At 71.4% G+C, this 14,809-nt stretch carries 15 protein-coding genes; 10 read left to right on the forward strand and 5 right to left on the reverse strand.

The window, feature by feature from the left end:
• The first annotated feature begins 25 nt into the window (after nucleotides 1-25).
• Nucleotides 26-253: a hypothetical protein gene (locus ACZ7EG_RS31455; RefSeq protein WP_471086260.1), complete on the forward strand. Its 228-nt coding sequence runs from the start codon at nucleotides 26-28 to the stop codon at nucleotides 251-253.
• 22 nt (nucleotides 254-275) lie between these two features.
• Here ACZ7EG_RS31455 and ACZ7EG_RS31460 read toward each other — a convergent pair whose 3' ends face one another.
• Nucleotides 276-1,151 (reverse strand): 3-hydroxybutyryl-CoA dehydrogenase, encoded by an 876-nt coding sequence (locus ACZ7EG_RS31460; RefSeq protein WP_471086263.1) that lies wholly within the window; start codon nucleotides 1,149-1,151, stop codon nucleotides 276-278.
• A gap of 180 nt (nucleotides 1,152-1,331) precedes the next feature.
• On the opposite strand from ACZ7EG_RS31460, the gene ACZ7EG_RS31465 reads away from it, so the two are divergent.
• Entirely contained in the window at nucleotides 1,332-2,561 is a 1,230-nt protein-coding gene (locus tag ACZ7EG_RS31465) for a glycoside hydrolase family 10-like protein (RefSeq protein ID WP_471086266.1), read from the forward strand.
• Nucleotides 2,562-2,729: 168 nt separating this feature from the next.
• Here ACZ7EG_RS31465 and ACZ7EG_RS31470 read toward each other — a convergent pair whose 3' ends face one another.
• Nucleotides 2,730-2,930 carry a DUF1918 domain-containing protein gene (locus tag ACZ7EG_RS31470; RefSeq protein ID WP_053668217.1) on the reverse strand — a complete coding sequence of 67 codons (201 nt, stop codon included), beginning with the start codon at nucleotides 2,928-2,930 and terminating at the stop codon, nucleotides 2,730-2,732.
• A gap of 94 nt (nucleotides 2,931-3,024) precedes the next feature.
• Nucleotides 3,025-3,945, reverse strand: coding sequence for a DMT family transporter (locus ACZ7EG_RS31475; RefSeq protein WP_471086269.1), 921 nt, complete (start codon nucleotides 3,943-3,945; stop codon nucleotides 3,025-3,027).
• Here ACZ7EG_RS31475 and ACZ7EG_RS31480 point away from each other — a divergent pair.
• The 3 genes from ACZ7EG_RS31480 to ACZ7EG_RS31490 all read left to right on the forward strand — a co-directional run bounded on the left by ACZ7EG_RS31480 (nucleotide 3,944) and on the right by ACZ7EG_RS31490 (nucleotide 6,532).
• A complete protein-coding gene (locus ACZ7EG_RS31480; protein ID WP_471086272.1) occupies nucleotides 3,944-5,425 on the forward strand; it encodes an aminotransferase-like domain-containing protein in 1,482 nt (493 codons plus the stop codon). The two genes, ACZ7EG_RS31475 and ACZ7EG_RS31480, sit on opposite strands and share 2 nt — an antisense overlap.
• On the forward strand, nucleotides 5,422-5,862 hold the full coding sequence (locus ACZ7EG_RS31485; RefSeq protein ID WP_471086275.1) for a GNAT family N-acetyltransferase: 441 nt from the start codon (nucleotides 5,422-5,424) through the stop codon (nucleotides 5,860-5,862). Before ACZ7EG_RS31480 ends, ACZ7EG_RS31485 begins: the two co-directional genes overlap by 4 nt.
• A gap of 73 nt (nucleotides 5,863-5,935) precedes the next feature.
• Nucleotides 5,936-6,532, forward strand: coding sequence for a histidine phosphatase family protein (locus tag ACZ7EG_RS31490; protein ID WP_471086278.1), 597 nt, complete (start codon nucleotides 5,936-5,938; stop codon nucleotides 6,530-6,532).
• Here ACZ7EG_RS31490 and ACZ7EG_RS31495 read toward each other — a convergent pair.
• Entirely contained in the window at nucleotides 6,514-6,984 is a 471-nt protein-coding gene (locus ACZ7EG_RS31495) for a DUF6314 family protein (RefSeq protein WP_471086507.1), read from the reverse strand. The two genes, ACZ7EG_RS31490 and ACZ7EG_RS31495, sit on opposite strands and share 19 nt — an antisense overlap.
• Before the next feature lie 137 nt (nucleotides 6,985-7,121).
• Here ACZ7EG_RS31495 and ACZ7EG_RS31500 point away from each other — a divergent pair, with 137 nt between their 5' ends.
• Complete coding sequence (locus tag ACZ7EG_RS31500) at nucleotides 7,122-9,608, forward strand: alpha-L-arabinofuranosidase C-terminal domain-containing protein (protein WP_471086280.1); 2,487 nt, start codon at nucleotides 7,122-7,124, stop codon at nucleotides 9,606-9,608.
• Between the two features lie 64 nt (nucleotides 9,609-9,672).
• Here the strand turns inward: ACZ7EG_RS31500 and ACZ7EG_RS31505 are convergent, their stop codons facing one another.
• Nucleotides 9,673-10,350 carry a DUF6215 domain-containing protein gene (locus ACZ7EG_RS31505; RefSeq protein ID WP_471086283.1) on the reverse strand — a complete coding sequence of 226 codons (678 nt, stop codon included), beginning with the start codon at nucleotides 10,348-10,350 and terminating at the stop codon, nucleotides 9,673-9,675.
• Nucleotides 10,351-10,523: 173 nt separating this feature from the next.
• On the opposite strand from ACZ7EG_RS31505, the gene argC reads away from it, so the two are divergent.
• Genes argC through ACZ7EG_RS31525 form a run of 4 tightly spaced genes read left to right on the forward strand, consistent with a single transcriptional unit; the run spans nucleotide 10,524 to nucleotide 14,807 of the window.
• Nucleotides 10,524-11,552: an N-acetyl-gamma-glutamyl-phosphate reductase gene (argC, locus tag ACZ7EG_RS31510; protein WP_471086286.1), complete on the forward strand. Its 1,029-nt coding sequence runs from the start codon at nucleotides 10,524-10,526 to the stop codon at nucleotides 11,550-11,552.
• Nucleotides 11,549-12,700, forward strand: a complete 1,152-nt coding sequence (argJ, locus tag ACZ7EG_RS31515) for a bifunctional glutamate N-acetyltransferase/amino-acid acetyltransferase ArgJ (protein ID WP_471086289.1) — start codon at nucleotides 11,549-11,551, stop codon at nucleotides 12,698-12,700. The genes argC and argJ overlap by 4 nt, the downstream gene beginning before the upstream one ends.
• Entirely contained in the window at nucleotides 12,697-13,611 is a 915-nt protein-coding gene (gene argB / locus ACZ7EG_RS31520; protein WP_471086292.1) for an acetylglutamate kinase, read from the forward strand. The genes argJ and argB overlap by 4 nt, the downstream gene beginning before the upstream one ends.
• Nucleotides 13,608-14,807 carry an acetylornithine transaminase gene (locus ACZ7EG_RS31525; protein ID WP_471086295.1) on the forward strand — a complete coding sequence of 400 codons (1,200 nt, stop codon included), beginning with the start codon at nucleotides 13,608-13,610 and terminating at the stop codon, nucleotides 14,805-14,807. The genes argB and ACZ7EG_RS31525 overlap by 4 nt, the downstream gene beginning before the upstream one ends.
• Nucleotides 14,808-14,809: the final 2 nt, after the last annotated feature.

Genomic DNA, 14,809 nt, shown 5'->3' on the forward strand with positions numbered 1-14,809 from the left:
GGCCGCAGGGGGTACCCGGGACGCCATGACGAAGTGGCGGAGGAACGCGGCCTGCACGCTGGCGCTCTACGCGCTGGTGGTCGTGATGCTCCGCTTCTCCTCCGGGGCAGGGTGGGGCAGGGCGCTGCTGATCGCGCTCGTGGTCACGCCAGTCGCCTTCTGGATGGGCTGGTTGCACCGGCGCATGAACGAGCAGGCGCAGGAATGGGGACGCCGCCGTGCCCGGCCGTGGCCGGAGGAGCGGCGGCGTTGAGATGGCTGTGCCAGCCGGACGGTCAGGCGTACGTGTAGAAGCCCGAGCCCGTCTTGCGGCCCAGCCGGCCCGCGTCGACCATGCGCTGCAGGAGCGGGGGAGCGGCGTACAGCGGCTCCTTGTACTCCTCGTACATGGACTGCGCGACCGAGGCGACCGTGTCCAGGCCGATCAGGTCGGACAGCTTCAGGGGGCCCATCGGGTGGGCGCAGCCCATCTCCATGCCGTTGTCGATGTCCTCGCGGCTGGCGATGCCCGTCTCGAACATCCGGATCGCGGAGAGCAGGTACGGGATCAGCAGCGCGTTGACCACGAAGCCGGAGCGGTCCTGGGCGCGGATCGCGTGCTTGCCGAGCAGCTTCTCGGTGAAGAGCTGTGCGCGGCTGAGCGTGCCCTCGGACGTGGTGAGCGCCGGGATCAGCTCGACGAGCTTCTGCACCGGGGCCGGGTTGAAGAAGTGAATGCCGATGACCTGGTCGGGGCGCGAGGTCGCGACCGCCAGCTTCACCAGCGGGATCGAGGAGGTGTTGGACGCCAGGATCGCGTCCGGCCGGGTCACGACCTGGTCGAGCACCTGGAAGATCTCGGTCTTGACCTGCTCGTTCTCGACGACGGCCTCGATCACCAGGTCACGGTCGGCGAACTCGCCGAGGTCCGTGGTGAAGCTCAGGCGGGCCAGCGTGGCCTCCTTCTCCTCCTCGGTGATCTTGCCGCGCTCGGCTGCCTTGGCCAGGGAGGTGAACAGCCGGGTACGGCCGATCTCCAGGGCTTCGCCGGTGGTCTCGGCGACCATGACGTCCAGGCCGGCCCGGGCGCACACCTCGGCGATGCCCGCACCCATCTGACCGCAGCCCACGACTCCGACGCGTGCAATGTCTCCCGCTGGGATGTCCGTCACATCGTCCCTTTCGCTGCTGATCTACGTCCGGGCAGGCCGGCCGGGTCCCGGCGCCTGCTCCGTTCGTGCACGTTACTCCGAAGTATCGATGATCGATCGCGGGGGGCGGGTCCGCATCGGGCATGCTGGCCCCGGAGCGATCCGCGACCGGGCGGGTCCGCGGCTTTTAGGGGCATGCGGATGGGACGAGTCTCACGCAGGGCGTTCGCTGTCGCGGCGCTGTCGGCTTTCACGATGATGCCTCAGGCGTCGGCGGCGAGCGGGCGCCGGGGCGGGGCGCCCGGCTCCGAGATGCGGGGCGTCTGGATCGCGTCCGTGGCCAACCGTGACTGGCCGTCCAAGCCGGGGCTGACCGCCTCGCGGCAGCGCGCCGAACTGCTCACCCATCTCGACACGGCGGTCCGCAACCGGCTCAACACCGTGTTCTTCCAGGTCCGGCCCACTGCGGACGCCCTGTGGCCCTCGCCGTACGAGCCGTGGTCGCAGTACCTCACCGGCACCCAGGGCAAGGACCCCGGCTGGGATCCGCTGGGCACGGCCGTCCAGGAGGCACATGCGCGGGGTCTTCGGCTGCACGCGTGGTTCAACCCGTACCGGATCGCCGCCCACGCCGACCCGGCCCGGCTCGCCGCCTCCCACCCCGCGCGCAAGAACCCGGACTGGGTGGTGACGTACGGCGGGAAGCTCTTCTACAACCCGGGGCTGCCCGAGGTCCGCGCCTTCGTGGAGGACGCGATGCTGGACGCGGTGGCGAAGTACCCCGTGGACGGCGTCCACTTCGACGACTACTTCTACCCCTACCCCGTGGCGGGGCAGAGCTTCGACGACGACGACGCCTACGACGAGCACGGCGACGGCTTCCCGGACCGGGCCGCCTGGCGGCGGGACAACATCGACCGGCTGGTGCGCGAGACCGCGGACCGGGTGAAGGAGGTCCGGCCGGGCGCCCGCTTCGGCATCAGCCCGTTCGGCGTGTGGCGCAACGCCTCGACGGACCCGGCCGGTTCGGACACCCGGGCCGGTGTGGAGACCTACGACGACCTGCACGCGGACACCCGGAAGTGGGTGCGCGAGGGCTGGGTCGACTACATCGTGCCTCAGCTGTACTGGAACATCGGCTTCGCCGCCGCCGACTACGCGAAGCTGGTGCCCTGGTGGGCGAAGGTCGCGCGCGACAGTCCGACGCAGCTGTACGTGGGGGAGGCGCTGTACAAGGCCGGCGACCCGGCGCAGCCCGAGGCGTGGCAGGAGACGGCTGAACTGTCCCGGCATCTGACACTGGCCGGGAAGCATCCGCAGGTGCGCGGACACGTCTATTTCGCCGCCCGGGACGTGGCGGCCGACCGGATCGGGGCGATGGCGCGGGTGGTCACCGACCACTACGGGCAGCCGGCGCCGCCCCCGCGCTGAATTGCCCAGCGCAGGTCTCCCCGCGCTGAACTGCCCAGCGCAGGTCTCCCCGCGCTGAACTGCCCAGCCAGGTCGCCCAGTGCAGGTCGCCCAGTGCAGGTCGCCCGGCGCAGGTCGCCCAGCGCTGAGTCGCCCCCTACGGACAGCCGGCGTCGCACCCGCGCCGCGTCACGGCCCGGTCGTGGTCTCCCTGTGCCGGATCTCCGTGTCGGGTCCCGGGGAGCACACGCCCTCGTGCCCGTCCTCGAACCGGACGCGGTACGGGGGGTTGCCCTCCTGGCCGAGCACTTCGACGATCTCGCCGATCTTGTCGTGCTGACCGACCACCCTGCCGTGCTGGACAAGCTGGTCACCCACGGTTGCGCGCATCTGGGGCCTCCTCGGCGATGTGCGGAGCAGCGGTCCGTGGCCTTGAGTCTACGGCGGGGTGCGCCCCTCGGCAGGGGCCGTGCACGCTCCCCGCTCAGCCGCGTGATCGCTGTGTGACGGCGATGCAGACCAGCACCGCCGCGGCCGTCAGCGGGGCGGCGACCGTGAGGTGTTCGCCCAGCAGCAGCACCGACCACACCAGTGTGAGCAGCGGCTGGGCGAGCTGCAACTGGCTGGCCTTGGGGATGCCGATGGCGGCCATGCCGCGGTACCAGACGACCAGCCCGACGAACTGCGAGCCCGCCGCGACCCACAGCAGGCCGGTGACGCTGTGCGTGGTCAGCTGCACGGGTTCGTGTGCCAGGGCGACGGAGGCGACCGGCACGGTCAGGGGCAGGCACAGCACCAGCGCCCAGCCGATCACCTGCCAGCCCGGCATGACCCGGGCCAGCCGGCCGCCCTCGGTGTAGCCGGCCGCGCAGACCAGCAGCGCGGCGAACAGGTACAGGTCGGCGGCGGTCAGGGCGCCGCCGCTCTGCTGCACGGTGAAGGCCAGCACCGCCGCCGCTCCCGCGAGGGCGGCGATCCAGAAGGTGCGCGAGGGCCGGGTGCCGACGCGCAGGGCCGAGAAGAGCGCCGTGGTGAGGGGGAGCAGGCCGACCACGACGGCTGCGTGCGCGGTGGTGGAGGTCTCCAGCGCCAGCGTGGTCAGCAGCGGGAAGCCGAGGACGACGCCGGCTCCGACGACCGCGAGGCCCGGCCAGTGCCGGCGGGCGGGCAACGGCACCCGCAGCGCCAGGAGAGCCGAGCCCGCGATCACCGCGGCCAGCACGCTCCGCACCGCGACCAGCGACCAGGGCCCGAACCCCTCCAGTCCCCAGGCGGTCGCGGGGAACGTGAGGGAGAAGGCGAGGACGCCGAGGGCCGCCTGGAGTGTGCCGAAGCCGTGACTCTGCCGGCCCGGGGTGGCGACTGCTATCGCGGGTGGCGCAGTAGCGCTACTCTGTGCTCTCATGCGTGAGCGTAGCAGCGTGGGTGAACTGGCGGAACAGCTGCGACGGGAGCTCGACCGCTACTCACCTGGTGGAAAGCTGCCGTCGAGCCGGGCTCTGGTCGAGCGCTTCCGGGTGAGTCCGGTGACGGTGTCGCGGGCCCTGGCGCAGCTCGCCGCGGAGGGGTTGGTGGTCACCCGGCCCGGCGCGGGCGCGTTCCGTGCGCAGTCCAGGACGGCACCGGCACCCGCCGGTGACACCTCCTGGCAGGAGGTCGCACTCAGCGCGGACGGGGCCGCGGACCTCGTGCCCCGTTCCGTGGACGCCTCCGGTGTGCTGGTGTCGCTGGCCGCGCCGCCGCCCGGCGTGATCGAGTTCAACGGCGGCTATCTGCACCCGTCCCTGCAGCCCGAGCGGGCGATGGCCGCCGCCCTCTCGCGCGCCGGGCGCCGTCCCGGTGCCTGGGGCCGGCCGCCCATGGAGGGGCTGCCGGAGCTGCGCGAGTGGTTCGCGCGGAGCATCGGCGGCCCGGTCACGGCCGCCGAGGTGCTGGTCACCGCCGGCGGGCAGTCCGCGCTCACCACCGCCCTGCGTGCCCTCGCCCCGCCCGGCGCACCCGTCCTGGTCGAGTCGCCCACCTACCCCGGCATGCTCGCCATCGCCCGCGCCGCCGGCCTGCGCCCGGTGCCCGTCCCGGTGGACGCCGACGGCGTGCGGCCTTCGCTGCTCGCGGACGCGTTCCGGGCCACCGGCGCCCCGGTCTTCGTCTGCCAGCCGCTCTTCCAGAACCCCACCGGCTCCGTGCTCGCGCCCGAGCGGCGCTCGGAGGTGCTGCGCATCGCCCGGGAGGCGGGCGCGTTCGTCGTCGAGGACGACTTCGTGCGGCGGCTCGTGCACGAGGACGCGGGGCCGCTGCCCCGCCCGCTGGCCGCCGACGATCCCGACGGCGTCGTCGTCCACGTCTCCTCGCTGACCAAGGCGACCTCGCCGAGCTTCCGGGTGAGTGCCCTGGCCGCCCGCGGTCCGGTCCTGGAACGGCTGCGGGCGATCCAGGTCGTCGACACGTTCTTCGTGCCGCGCCCCCTCCAGGAGGCCGCCCTCGAGCTCGTCGGCTCGCCGGCCTGGCCGCGTCATCTGCGGGCCGTCTCCGCGGAGCTGAAGGCCCGCCGGGACGCGATGACCGGCGCCCTCGCCCTGCGTCTGCCGGAGCTCGCCCTGCCGCACGTCCCGTCCGGCGGCTACCACCTGTGGCCACGCCTGCCCGACGGCACGGACGAGTCGGCCCTGACCTCCGCGGCCCTGCGCGCCGGCGTCGCTCTCGCGCCAGGCCGCCCGTACTTCAGCGCCGAACCCCCTGCCGCGCACGTCCGGCTGAGCTTCGCGGCGGTCGCCGGGACCGGGGAGATCGCGGAGGGTGTACGGCGGCTGCGGACGGCCTGTGACGAGGTGCTGGGACAACCGCTCGACGCACCTTCGGGCGGCCTGCGAGCATCGCGGACATGAACGGCACGCCGAGCCTGCCCGAGGGCTACGAGATCTCCACCGACCCCGCCCGCGTCGACCGCGAGCGCGTGCACCACTGGTTGTCCACCGACGCCTACTGGGCGCTGGGGCGCCCCCGGGCGACGCAGGACCGGGCGATCGAGCAGTCGCTCAACTTCGGGGTCTTCGACACGGTGTCGGGGGAGCAGGTCGCGTATGCCCGGGTGATCACCGACCGGGCGACGTTCGGATGGCTGTGCGATGTGTACGTCGATCCGTCGGTGCGCGGCAAGGGCGTCGGAAGCGCGCTCGTGGCCGCCGTGCGGGAAGAGCTGCGATCGTTCGGCGTGCGGCGGGTGCTGCTCGCCACGCACGACGCGCACGGGGTGTACGCGAAGCTCGGATTCGCCCCGCTGGAGCGGCCCGAGCAGTGGATGGCGCTCATCTTCGCCCAGTGAGGGCCGGGACACCCTGGGTAACTCGTAGGTAACAGCTCTTGACCTGCGTACTTGCTGCGCCCACGATCGCCGCATGCCACTTCGGGTCACCTTCGTCGCCGCCGCGCGCAGCTCCCCGCTGCTCGCCGAGCGTTTCGAGGACGACCGGCCGCTGGACCAGGCCGGCTGGGGCGAGGTGGAGCGCGCCGCCCGGGAACTGCTGCCGCTCGCCGCGGCCGAACTGCGCTACTGCTCGCCGACTCCGCGCAGCCGCGCGACGGGGGAGGGGCTCGGATACGCGCCGCTGGTGCAGCTCGGCCTGCGCGACTGCGACATGGGCCGGTGGCGGGGGCTGACCCTGGGCGAGGCGATGGCCCGGGAGCCGGATGCCGTGGATGCCTGGCTCGCCGACCCCCGCGCCACACCGCACGGGGGTGAGTCGCTGGTCGACTTCATCACCCGCGTCGGCGGCTGGCTCGACACCCGGCCCGTCGAGGACGGCTGCCGGGTCGTGGCGGTGGCCGAGCCCTCCGTGATCCGGGCGGCCCTGGTGTATGCCCTGAAGGCGCCGCCGTCGACGTACTGGAACCTCGACGTCCGCCCGCTGTCGACGACCGCCGTGACGGGCCGGGCGGGCCGCTGGAACCTGCGCTTCGACGGCGGGGCGCCGGCTCAGCCCTCGCGCGCGTAGTCGGTCCGCAGGACCAAGTCCTTGGCGGGGCCGCGGACGCGCCACACCGTCCGCCAGTGGTCGCTGTCACGGACGGCGAACTCGCCTCGGTAGAGGTCCGCCGCACAGGGATGGTCGGCGACATGCCGGCCGGACGTCAGGTCCAGGTCGTGGAACGGCCGCCCGTCGGCGAACCGCACCTCCGCCGTGCCGCCCGGGCCGGACAGGAACCGCAGGGTCCGCTCGGCGGGCCGGGCGACGCCCTGCCAGACGAACGTGCCGGACTCGTGGTGCAGCAGCCCGCCGGTCTCCCGTGCACCGAGGCCGGTGGCCCCGTCGGGCAGCGGGCCGAACTCGGTCACACCGGTGAACTCGCCTTCCGCGCCGCTCGCGAGATCCCGCACCGACCGTGACACCCGCCAGCGCCCGGCCAGATATGCCAGCGCGTCCGGCACTGGCCAGAACTCGCCCATCCTGCCCCGCTCTCCGTCCCAGCCGTTCCTGCGTGACCCATTGACGCGCATCCGCCCCCTCCCTATCTTGCCGTTCGAAGTGCTGACCAATGTCTGATATTTCGAACACTCCTCTACCAGAGAGCCGCGGAGTATCCATGCCACGCACCGCCGCCCGCACCCGATGGAGACTGGGTCTCACGGCCACCGCCCTCCTGACGGCAGCAGCCCTCGTACCGGCCCCCGCGCAGGCCGGGGACGCCACCGACTACGCGATCACCGTCGACCCGTCCGCCCAGGGCGCGAAGATCGACGACACGATGTACGGCGTCTTCTTCGAGGACATCAACCGGGCCGCCGACGGCGGTCTGTACGCCGAGCTCGTGCAGAACCGATCCTTCGAGTACTCCACCGCCGACAACGGCTCCTACACGCCCCTGACCTCCTGGTCGGTGGGCGGCACGGCCCAGGTCGTCAACGACGCCGGGCGGCTCAATGAACGCAACCGCAACTACCTCTCCCTGGGCGCCGGTTCGTCCGTCTCGAACGCCGGTTACAACACCGGCATCCGAGTCGAGCAGGGCAAGCGCTACGACTTCTCCGTGTGGGCCCGCGCCGAGAGCGGCAGCACGCTCACCGTCTCCCTGAAGGACGCCGCCGGCAGCCTGGCCACCGCCCGCCAGGTCGCCGTGAAGGGCGGCTGGGCCAAGTACAAGGCCACGTTCACGGCGTCCCGCACCAGCAACCGCGGCCGTCTCGCCGTGGCCTCCACGAACGCCGCCGCGCTCGACGAGGTGTCGCTGTTCCCGCGCGAGACGTACAAGAACCAGCCCAACGGCCTGCGCAAGGACCTCGCCGAGAAGATCGCCGCCCTCAAGCCGGGCTTCGTGCGCTTCCCCGGCGGCTGCCTGGTCAACACAGGCTCCATGGAGGACTACAGCGCGGCCTCCAACTGGCAGCGCAAGCGCAGCTACCAGTGGAAGGACACCGTAGGCCCGGTCGAGGAGCGCGCCACCAACGCAAACTTCTGGGGCTACAACCAGAGCTACGGCCTCGGCTACTACGAGTACTTCCGCTTCTCCGAGGACATCGGCGCCATGCCGCTGCCCGTCGTCCCCGCCCTGGTCACCGGCTGCGGCCAGAACAAGGCCACCGACAACGAGGCGCTGCTGAAGCGACACATCCAGGACACCCTCGACCTCATCGAGTTCGCCAACGGCCCGGCGACCTCGACGTGGGGCAAGGTCCGCGCGCGCATGGGCCACCCCAAGCCCTTCCACCTGACCCACATCGGGGTCGGCAACGAGGAGAACCTCCCGAAGGAGTTCTTCGCCCGCTTCGAACAGTTCCGGACCGCCATCAAGGCGAAGTACCCGGACATCACCGTCATCTCCAACTCGGGCCCGGACGACGCCGGCACGACCTTCGACACCGCCTGGCAGCTCAACCGCGAGGGCAAGGTCGACATGGTCGACGAGCACTACTACAACAGCCCGAACTGGTTCCTGCAGAACAACGACCGCTACGACTCCTACGACAGGAACGGCCCCAAGGTCTTCCTCGGCGAGTACGCCTCCCAGGGCAACGCCTGGAAGAACGGCCTCTCCGAAGCCGCCTTCATGACCGGCCTGGAGCGCAACGCGGACGTCGTCAAGCTCGCCTCGTACGCCCCGCTGCTCGCCAACGAGGACTACGTCCAGTGGCGGCCGGACATGATCTGGTTCAATAACCGGGCCTCCTGGAACTCGGCCAACTACGAGGTCCAGAAGCTCTTCATGAACAACGTCGGCGACCGCGTGGTCCCCTCCAGGGCCACCGGGACCCCGGACGTCAGCGGTCCCATCACCGGCGCCGTCGGCCTGTCGACGTGGGCGACCAGCGCCGCGTACGACGACGTGAAGGTCACCTCCGCCGACGGCTCGGCCCTGTTCGGCGACGACTTCTCCGGTGACGCCTCGAAGTGGAAGCACGACGGCACCGGCAGCTGGAGCATCCAGGACGGGGCCTACGTCCAGACCGACACCGCCGCCGAGAACACCATGGTCACGGCGGGCGACCCGGCCTGGAAGGACTACGACCTGCATGTGAAGGCCATCAAGAAGTCCGGCAAGGAGGGCTTCCTCGTCGCCTTCGGCGTCAAGGACACCGGCAACTACTACTGGTGGAATCTGGGCGGCTGGAACAACACCCAGTCCGCGATCGAGCAGGCCGTGGGCGGCGGCAAGGGCACCCTGATGACGAAGCCCGGGTCGATCGAGACCGGCCGTGCCTACGACATCGACATCAAGGTGCGCGGCCGTCAGGTCACCCTCTTCCTCGACGGCAAGGAGTGGGGCAGCTTCAGGGACGACAAGCCGGCCGAGCCGTTCCGCCAGGTCGTCACCCGGGACGCGAAGACCGGGGACCTGATCGTCAAGGTCGTCAACGCACAGGCGGCCGAGGCCCGCACGGCCGTCGACCTGGGCGGCGCGAAGGTCGCGTCAACCGCCCGCGTCACCACGCTGGCCGCCGACGAGGACGCCGTGAACACCGAGACGGACACCCCGGTCACGCCGGTGACGTCAACATTTCGCGGTGTGGCGAAGAAGTTCACCTACACCTTCCCCGCCCACTCCGTGACGTTCCTGCGGATCAAGCAGAGCTGACATCCTGCCGCACGGCCGCCGCCCCCCGGGCGGTGGGCCGCGCGGCGCCGTCACCGCGTGCGTGTCACCCGCCGGACTTCCACCCCGGGACCGTGGGCAGGACCTTCTCCGCGACACGCAGCAGCACCGCGTCGTCCGGTACCACTCCGTCCGCGCGCCACAGGGTGACGTCGAGGGAGCCGCCCCGGTCCTTCGCGTCCTGCGCCACGGTCACGGCCCGGGCCGGAACGCCGGGGCCGCTCTCGGCGTCCTCGCCGTCGAGGCGGAAGCTGATGCTGATGGTGCGGGTCGAGTAGAGCACGCCCGGCCGGCCCAGTATCTTCTGCCGGACGGCGTCCACCCCGAGCTGCGCCTCCGAGCCGGCTACCGGCAGGTCGTCGTAGGTCGCCGAGAGCGTCACGGTGTACGTCTCGAACTCGACCTGCGCCTGCGGGGTGGCGATCTTCCCGATGGAGCTGTCGCTGCCGGAGGCCGTCTTCGAGATCTCCGTCGGCGTGCCCAGCAGTGCGGCCAGGTCTGACCGGTTCAGCGCCTCGCACAACTGCGCACCGGAGAGGTGCTTGCCCTTCGTGGCCGGCGTCTCGCCCTCGGAGCAGGTGGCCGGCTTCGGCTCGCTCTCCGCGGACGACGTTCTCGCGAGCCCCCAGAAGCCCGCGCCGAGCGCCCCCACCAGCACCACTGCCGCGAGCGCCTGCCCCCACGCGTTCGGACTCTTCATGGGCGCGTCGATCTGCCCCGTCATGTTCCCCCACCCACCGTGATCCCCTGAAATGTGCCCGCGGACCTTACCCTGTGGTCATGGTCAGGACAAAGCCGGTTTTCCCGGGACGCCGGCGCGACGGCCGAGCCGCCCCTGTATGGGATTGCATAAACGTGCAATGAAACGTATAGTCATGCCCTCTAGGAGGAGGTTCCATGGCGGTACGTGCGGCAGTGGCCGGAGCGAGTGGGTACGCGGGCGGAGAACTGCTGCGTCTGCTCCTGGCGCACCCCGAGGTCGAGATCGGCGCCCTGACCGGCAACTCGAACGCGGGACAGAGGCTCGGTGCGCTCCAGCCCCACCTGCTGCCCCTGGCCGACCGAGTGCTCCAGGAGACCACCCCTGAGGTCCTCGCCGGCCACGACGTGGTCTTCCTGGCGCTGCCGCACGGGCAGTCCGCCGCCGTCGCCGAGCAGCTCGGCCCGGACGTGCTCGTCGTCGACATGGGCGCCGACTTCCGCCTGACGGACGCCGCCGCCTGGGAGCGGTTCTACGGCTCACCGCACGCCGGAACCTGGCCCTACGGCCTTCCCGAACTGCCGGGCGCCCGCGCTGCGCTGGAGGGGTCCAAGCGCATCGCGGTGCCCGGTTGCTACCCGACCGCCGTCTCCCTGGCCCTGTTCCCGGCGTACGCGGCCGGCCTGGCGGAGCCCGAGGCCGTGATCGTCGCCGCGTCCGGCACCTCCGGCGCGGGCAAGGCGCCCAAGCCGCACCTGCTGGGCAGCGAGGTCATGGGCTCGATGTCGCCGTACGGCGTCGGCGGCGTGCACCGGCACACCCCCGAGATCACCCAGAACCTCAGCGCGGCCGCCGGCGCGCCGGTCTCCGTGTCCTTCACCCCGACCCTCGCGCCGATGCCGCGCGGCATCCTCGCCACGTGCAGCGCCAAGGCCGCCGACGGCCTCACGGGCGAGTCCCTGCGCGCCGCCTACGAGAAGGCCTTCGCCGACGAACCGTTCGTGCACCTGCTGCCCGAGGGACAGTGGCCCGCCACGGCGTCCGTCCACGGTTCGAACGCCGTTCAGGTGCAGGTCGCGTACGACGCGGCCGCGGGCCGGATCATCGTGATCAGCGCCATCGACAACCTCACCAAGGGCACCGCGGGCGGTGCCGTCCAGAGCATGAACATCGCCCTGGGGCTCGACGAGACCACCGGGCTGACGACGATCGGAGTTGCGCCGTGAGTGTGACGGCAGCAAAGGGATTCACGGCGGCGGGCATCGCCGCCGGGATCAAGGAGAACGGCAACCCCGACCTGGCCCTCGTGGTCAACACCGGCCCCCGCCGCGCCGCCGCCGGCGTCTTCACCTCCAACCGTGTGAAGGCCGCGCCGGTCCTGTGGTCCGAGCAGGTGCTGAAGAGCGGTCAGGTGTCCGCCGTCGTCCTCAACTCCGGTGGCGCCAACGCCTGTACGGGGCCCAAGGGCTTCCAGGACACCCACGCGACGGCCGAGAAGGTCGCCGAGGTCCTCGGGCGGGGCGCCGTCGAGGTGGCCGTCTGCTCGACCGGTCTCATCGGCGTGCTGCTGCCGATGGACAAGCTGCTGCCGGGCGTCGAGACGGCCGCCGCTCAGCTCTCCGAGCACGGCGGTGAGAAGGCCGCCATCGCCATCAAGACCACCGACACCGTCCACAAGACGTCCGTCGTCACCAAGGACGGCTGGACCGTCGGCGGCATGGCCAAGGGCGCGGGCATGCTCGCCCCCGGCCTCGCCACCATGCTCGTCGTCCTCACCACCGACGCGGACCTGGAGAACGACGTCCTGGACAAGGCGCTGCGGGCGGCCACCCGTACGACCTTCGACCGGGTCGACTCCGACGGCTGCATGTCCACCAACGACACCGTGCTGCTGCTCGCCTCCGGGTCGGCCGAAGTCACCCCCGGGTACGAGGAGTTCGCCGAGGCCGTACGGCAGGTCTGCGACGACCTCGGACAGCAGCTCATCCGGGACGCCGAGGGCGCCAGCAAGGACATCAAGGTCGAGGTGATCAACGCCGCGACCGAGGACGACGCCGTCGAGGTGGGCCGTTCCATCGCCCGCAACAACCTCCTCAAGTGCGCCCTCCACGGCGAGGACCCCAACTGGGGCCGGGTGCTCTCCGCCATCGGCACCACGCAGGCCGCCTTCGAGCCCGACCGGCTGAACGTCGCCATCAACGGTGTCTGGGTCTGCAAGAACGGCGGGGTCGGCGAGGACCGCGACAAGGTCGACATGCGCTACCGCGAGGTGCACATCGTCGCCGACCTCGCCGCCGGGTCCGAGACCGCCACCATCTGGACCAACGACCTCACCGCCGACTACGTCCACGAGAACAGCGCGTACTCGTCATGAGCAGTGGAGCGACACGCAAGCACACCGCGCTGCCCAAGGCGCAGATCCTCATCGAGGCCCTGCCCTGGCTGGTCCGGCACAACGGCAAGACGGTCGTCATCAAGTTCGGCGGCAACGCCATGATCGACGAGGACCTCAAGGCCGCCTTCGCCCAGGACGTGGTGTTCCTGCACCACGCCGGTCTCAAGCCCGTCGTCGTGCACGGCGGCGGACCGCAGATCAGCGCCGCCCTCGACCAGCACGGCATCGTCAGCGAGTTCAAGGCGGGCCTCAGGGTGACCACCGAGGAGGCCATGGACGTCGTCCGCATGGTGCTGGCCGGTCAGGTGCAGCGCGAACTGGTCGGGCTGCTCAACCAGCACGGGCCGCTCGCCGTCGGCCTGACCGGCGAGGACGCGCACACCATCACCGCCACCAAGCACCAGCCCGAGATCGACGGCGAACTGGTCGACATCGGGCGGGTGGGTGAGATCACCGCGATCGACACGGGCGCGATCGAGGCCCTGCTCGCCGACGGCCGCATCCCGGTCGTCTCCTCGATCGCCCGCTCCCAGGACGACGGACATGTCTACAACGTCAATGCTGATACGGCGGCTGCGGCACTCGCTGCTGCACTGGACGCCGAAACCCTCATGGTCCTCACGGACGTCGAGGGCCTCTACGAGGACTGGCCGCACAGCGACGAGGTGATCAGCCGCCTCACCGCGACCGAGCTGGAGCGGCTGCTGCCGGACCTGTCGTCCGGCATGGTGCCGAAGATGGAGGGCTGCCTGCACGCCGTACGGGGCGGCGTCACCACCGCCCGCGTCATCGACGGCCGGGTCCAGCACTCGATCCTGCTGGAGATCTTCACCGACGAGGGCATCGGCACGATGGTCGTGCCCGACGAGCAAGAGGGGGAAGCCGTATGACCGCCCATCAGGAGTACGCCGAGCGGTGGCAGGGCGCGCTCATGAACAACTACGGCACCCCGCTGCTGCCCCTGGAGCGCGGCGCGGGCACCAAGGTGTGGGACGCCGACGGCAACGAGTACCTCGACTTCGTCGGCGGTATCGCCACCAACGCCCTCGGCCACGCCCACCCGGCGATCGTCGAGGCCGTCAGCCGGCAGGTCGGCTCCCTCGGCCACATCTCCAACTTCTTCATGGCCGAGCCGACCGTCGCCCTCGCCGAGCGGCTGCTCAACCTGTTCGGCCGGGACGGCAAGGTCTTCTTCTGCAACTCCGGCGCCGAGGCCAACGAGGCAGCCTTCAAGATCGGCCGGCTGACCGGGCGGACCCACGTCGTCGCCACCGAGGGCGCCTTCCACGGGCGGACCATGGGCGCCCTGGCGCTCACCGGCCAGGCCGGCAAGCGCGAGCCCTTCCTGCCGCTGCCCGGCGACGTCACGCACGTGCCGTTCGGTGACGCGCAGGCCCTGGCCGCCGCCGTCACCGAGGAGACCGCGCTCGTCATCATCGAGCCGATCCAGGGCGAGCTCGGCGTCGTCGTCCCGCCCGCCGGCTATCTCAAGGCGGCCCGGGCCATCACCGCCGCCACCGGGGCGCTCCTCGTCCTCGACGAGGTGCAGACCGGCATCGGCCGGACCGGGCACTGGTTCGAGTACCAGGCCCACGAGGGCGTCCTGCCCGACGTCGTCACCCTCGCCAAGCAGCTGGGCGGCGGCCTGCCCCTCGGCGCGACCGTCGCCTTCGGGCGCGCGGCCGACCTGCTCCAGCCCGGCCAGCACGGCACGACCTTCGGCGGCAATCCGGTCGCCTGCGCCGCCGGGCTCGCCGTCCTCGACACCATCGAGAACGAGGGGTTGCTGCAGAACGTCAAGCGGCAGAGCGAGAGGTTGCGGGACGGAATCGAGGGCCTCGGCCATCAGTTGATCGATTTCGTCCGGGGTACGGGACTCCTCCTGGGTATCGTGCTGACCGAGCCGCTCGCGCCCCAGGTGCGCCAGGCGGCTCAGGAGGCCGGATTCCTGGTGAACGTGCCCGCCCCCGACGTCGTCCGGCTGATGCCGCCGCTGAACCTGCGCGACGACGAGGTGGACGCGTTCCTCGGGGCGCTGCCCGGCATCCTCCAGGCAGCAAGCGGGGACGGACGATCCGGGGAATGAGA

It is taken from the genome of Streptomyces sp. NPDC037100, assembly GCF_055606225.1.